General features: G+C 71.5%; 5 protein-coding genes. All 5 read left to right on the top strand.

Annotation, left to right across the window (positions count from 1 at the left end):
• A partial coding sequence (locus tag APM_RS11910) for a 4-(cytidine 5'-diphospho)-2-C-methyl-D-erythritol kinase (protein WP_007423631.1) occupies positions 1-615 on the top strand: 615 nt, incomplete at its 5' end.
• A gap of 67 nt (positions 616-682) precedes the next feature.
• Positions 683-1,378: a phosphoribosylformylglycinamidine synthase subunit PurQ gene (purQ, locus tag APM_RS11905; protein WP_007423630.1), complete on the top strand. Its 696-nt coding sequence runs from the start codon at positions 683-685 to the stop codon at positions 1,376-1,378.
• Positions 1,375-3,558 (top strand): phosphoribosylformylglycinamidine synthase subunit PurL, encoded by a 2,184-nt coding sequence (gene purL, locus APM_RS11900; RefSeq protein WP_007423629.1) that lies wholly within the window; start codon positions 1,375-1,377, stop codon positions 3,556-3,558. The genes purQ and purL overlap by 4 nt, the downstream gene beginning before the upstream one ends.
• An 18-nt stretch (positions 3,559-3,576) precedes the next feature.
• A complete protein-coding gene (locus APM_RS11895) occupies positions 3,577-3,810 on the top strand; it encodes a BolA family protein (protein ID WP_007423628.1) in 234 nt (77 codons plus the stop codon).
• A gap of 33 nt (positions 3,811-3,843) precedes the next feature.
• A complete protein-coding gene (gene grxD, locus APM_RS11890; RefSeq protein WP_007423627.1) occupies positions 3,844-4,191 on the top strand; it encodes a Grx4 family monothiol glutaredoxin in 348 nt (115 codons plus the stop codon).
• Positions 4,192-4,388 lie beyond the last annotated feature (197 nt).

The raw sequence follows: 4,388 nt of genomic DNA, 5'->3' as shown, positions 1-4,388 counted from the left end.
GGCCGCGCGCCGGAGGCCGCCTTCCGCCTCGTCAAGACCCTGCCCGTCGCCTCCGGCATCGGCGGCGGCTCGGCGGATGCCGCGGCGGCGCTGCGCCTGCTCGCGGCGCGCTGGAACGTTGCCATCCCGCCCGATCTCGCCCTCGCCCTCGGCGCCGACGTCCCGGTCTGCCTCGCCCGCCGCCCGGCGCGGATGTCCGGCATCGGCGAAATCCTCGCCCCCGCGCCCGACCTGCCGGAATTCGGCCTCGTGCTGGTCAATCCCGGCGTCGCGGTCTCCACCCCGGCGATCTTCCGCGCCCGCGCCGGCGAATTTTCCCCGCAAGCCGACCTGCCCCCGGCCTGGCCCACCGCCGGGCGCATGGCCGCCGACCTCGCCCGCCTCGGCAACGACCTGCAAGCCCCCGCCATCGCCCTCGCCCCCGTCATCGCCGATGTCCTCGCCGCGATCGCGGCCGCCGAGTCCTGCCTGCTGGCGCGGATGAGCGGCTCGGGGGCCACCTGTTTCGGCCTGTTCCCCGATGCCGACGCCGCCCGCCGCGCCGCCGCCGGCCTCGCCCGCGACGGCTGGTGGTGCTGGGGCGGGGCCGGGCAGATGGCGCCGGCGCAGGGCTGAACCCGCGCCGCCCCGGTTGCATCCCCCGGCGGGGACGGGCAAGACGCGGCAAGACGGAGCACGAACCATGCGCGCAGGCATCATCCTCTTCCCCGGCATCAACCGCGAACGCGATATCGCCATCGCGCTGGAGGCGAGCCTCGGCGCCAGGCCGCGCCTCGTCTGGCACCGCGAGACCGACCTCGCCGGGCTCGACCTCGTGGTGATCCCCGGCGGCTTCTCCTATGGCGACTACCTGCGCTGCGGCGCGATGGCGGCGCAGTCCCCGGTGATGCGCGCCGTGGTCGAGCACGCGAAGCGCGGCGGCTACGTGCTCGGCGTCTGCAACGGCTTCCAGATCCTCACCGAGGCGCAGCTCCTCCCCGGCGCGCTGCTGCGCAATGCCGGGCTGCGCTTCCTCTCGATGGACTGCCGCCTCCGCGTCGAGCGCAACGACACGGTCTTCGCCGGCCGATACGAAAAAGGCGCCGTCTTCCGCGCCCCGATGGCGCATGGCGACGGCAACTACATCGCCGATCCCGAAACGCTCGACCGCCTGGAAGGCGAGGGGCTGGTCGCCTTCCGCTATGTCGATGCGACCGGCGCGGCGACCGAGGCCGCCAATCTCAACGGCTCCGCCCGCAACATCGCCGGCATCTACGCGCCCGGCCTGCGCATTCTCGGCCTGATGCCGCACCCGGAAAACCTGGTCGACCCGGCCACCGGCGGCACCGACGGCAAACCCCTGTTCGACAGTCTCAACGCCATCGGGAGGGCGGCATGAACCCCACCGTGATCGACGCCGCGCTGGCCCGCTCCTTCGGTCTGGCCGCCGAGGAATACGACCGCGTCCTCGCCATCATGGGCCGGGTGCCGACGCTCACCGAGCTCGGCATCTTCTCGGTCATGTGGTCCGAGCACTGCTCCTACAAATCCTCCCGCATCTGGCTGAAAACGCTGCCGACCACCGCCCCCTGGGTCATCCACGGCCCCGGCGAGAATGCCGGCGTGGTCGATATCGGCGAGGGCAGGGCGGCGATCTTCAAGATGGAGAGCCACAACCACCCGAGCTTCATCGAACCCTACCAGGGGGCGGCGACCGGCGTGGGCGGCATCCTGCGCGACGTCTTCACCATGGGGGCCCGCCCGGTCGCCAACCTCAACGCGCTGCGCTTCGGCGATCCGTCGCTGCCGGTGACGAAGCGGGTGGTCGATGGCGTGGTCCGCGGCATCGGCGGCTACGGCAACTGCGTCGGCGTGCCCACCGTCGGCGGCGAGACCAATTTCCACCCCTCCTACAACGGCAATCCGCTGGTCAACGCGATGACCGTCGGCATCGCCGATCAGGACCGCATCTTCCTCTCGGCGGCCGCCGGCATCGGCAACCCGGTCGTCTATGTCGGCTCGAAGACGGGGCGCGACGGCATCCACGGCGCCACCATGGCCTCCGCCGAATTCGGCGCCGACGCCGAGGAAAAGCGCCCCACCGTGCAGGTCGGCGATCCCTTCATCGAGAAGCTGCTGATCGAGGCCTGCCTCGAACTGATGGCGACCGACGCCATCGTCGCGATCCAGGACATGGGCGCCGCCGGCCTCACCTCCTCCTCGGTCGAGATGGCGGGGAAGGGCGGCGTCGGCATCGAGCTCGACCTCGATTCCGTCCCCCAGCGCGAGGCCGGCATGTCCGCCTACGAGATGATGCTCTCCGAGAGCCAGGAGCGCATGCTCATCGTCCTCAAGCCCGGCCGCGAGGCCATGGCCCGCGCCATCTTCGAGAAATGGGAGCTCGACTTCGCCGTCATCGGCCGCATCACCGACACCGGCCGCATCGTGGTGAAGCACCAGGGCCGGGTCGAGGCCGATATCGAGCTCGCCCCGCTGGCCGACCAGGCGCCGCTCTACGAGCGCCCCTGGGTGGAACCCGCGAAACCCGCCCCGCTCGGCCCGGTCGACAGCCCGCTCCCGCCGGGCGCCGCCCTGCTCGCCCTGATCGGCTGCCCCGACCTCGCCTCCCGCGCCTGGATCTGGAACCAGTATGACGGCACCGTCGGCGGGCAGACGCTGCGCCGCCCCGGCCAGGCCGACGCCGCCATCGTCCGCATCGAGGGCAGCCGCCGCGCCCTGGCGCTGACCACCGACTGCACGCCGCGCTACTGCGCCGCCGACCCCGAGACCGGCGGCGCGCAGGCCGTCGTCGAATCCTGGCGCAACATCACCGCGACCGGCGCCACCCCCCTCGCGGTGACCGACAACCTGAATTTCGGCAACCCGGAAAAACCCGCGATCATGGGGCAGATCGTCGCCGCCATCCGCGGCATGGGCGAAGCCTGCCGCGCGCTCGACTACCCGATCGTCTCCGGCAACGTCTCCCTCTACAACGAGACCGAGGGCACCGCGATCCTGCCCACCCCGGCGATCGGCGGCCTCGGCGTGATCGACGACGGCGCCGCCGCCACCGGCATCGCCCTCGCCCCCGGCCTCGACCTCGTGCTGATCGGCGAGACGAGCGGCGAACTCGGCGCCTCGCTCTTCCTCCGCGAAATCCTTGGCCGCGAGGATGGCGCGCCGCCCGCGCTCGACCTCGCGGCCGAGAAGCGCAACGGCGATTTCATCCGGGGCAGAATCCGAGCCGGCGCCATCGCCGCCTGCCACGACGTGTCGGATGGCGGCCTGCTCGTCGCCCTCGCCGAAATGGCCCTCGCCGGCGACACCGGCATCGCGCTGGCCGCGATCCCCGCGGGCATCGCCCCGCACGCGTTCTGGTTCGGCGAGGACCAGGCCCGCTACGTCGCGGCGACGGCGGATGGCGCCGCCCTGATCGCCGAAGCCGCCGCCGCCGGCATCCCCGCCCGCCCCCTCGGCCGCAGCGGTGGCGATCATTTGACAGGCCCGGACGGCATCGCCATATCACTGTCGGAAATCCGTGCCGCGCACGAAGCCTTCTTCGCGCGCTGGTTCGCCTGAACGACGAGGACACTCCCCATGGCCATGTCGGCCGCCGAAATCGAGGACATGATCAAGTCCGCCCTGCCGGACGCGCGGATTACCGTGGAAGACCTCGCCGGCGATGGCGAGCACTATGCCGCCACCGTCGTCAGCGAGCAGTTCCGCGGCCTCTCGCGGGTGCGCCAGCACCAGCTCGTCTATGCCGCCCTGCAAGGGCGGATGGGCGGCGTGCTGCACGCCCTCGCGCTGCAGACCTCGGCGCCCGAGTAACGCCCGGCGCCCTTTTTCCCCAGGAGACATCCCATGAGCCAGGCCACCGAAAATCCGGCCTTCGCCAGCATCAAGACCGCCGTCGAGGAAAACCCCGTCATGCTCTTCATGAAGGGCACGGCGATGTTCCCGCAATGCGGCTTCTCCGCCCGCGTGGTGCAGATCCTCACCCACATGGGCGTGCCCTTCAAGACCGCGAACGTGCTCGAGGACCCCGAGCTGCGCGACGGCATCAAGCAGTTCTCCAACTGGCCGACGATCCCGCAGCTCTACGTCAAGGGCGAGTTCGTCGGCGGCTGCGACATCGTGACCGAGATGTTCCAGTCCGGCGAGCTGCAGACGCTGTTCGACCAGAACGGGATCGCCAGGACCGGCGCCTGACCGCTTGCGGCGGGGCGTGACTCTCCCGCGCCGACCGGGAGGTTGCGGCCATGCCGCGTGAAGGCCGCCGCCGCTTCGGCTTCGTCACCGACGAGTGGCCGCGCGCGGGTGCCGCCGGCCATCTCGCCTACAATCACGCGCTGATCGCCCATCTGCGCGAGGCCGGGCACACGGTCGATCTCTATCTCACCCGGCCG

The sequence above is a fragment of the Acidiphilium sp. PM genome, assembly GCF_000219295.1.
In the GTDB taxonomy this organism is placed as follows: Bacteria; Pseudomonadota; Alphaproteobacteria; order Acetobacterales; family Acetobacteraceae; genus Acidiphilium; species Acidiphilium multivorum.
Note: the sequence above shows the minus strand (reverse complement) of the source record. Positions and strands in the feature narration are given on the sequence as shown.

Excerpts from the sequence above, each read along its gene's own strand:
- purQ (WP_007423630.1), top strand. The coding sequence starts at position 683 with ATGCGCGCAGGCATCATCCTCTTCCCCGGCATCAACCGCGAACGCGAT.
- APM_RS11895 (WP_007423628.1), top strand. The coding sequence starts at position 3,577 with ATGGCCATGTCGGCCGCCGAAATCGAGGACATGATCAAGTCCGCCCTG.
- grxD (WP_007423627.1), top strand. The coding sequence starts at position 3,844 with ATGAGCCAGGCCACCGAAAATCCGGCCTTCGCCAGCATCAAGACCGCC.
- purL (WP_007423629.1), top strand. The coding sequence starts at position 1,375 with ATGAACCCCACCGTGATCGACGCCGCGCTGGCCCGCTCCTTCGGTCTG.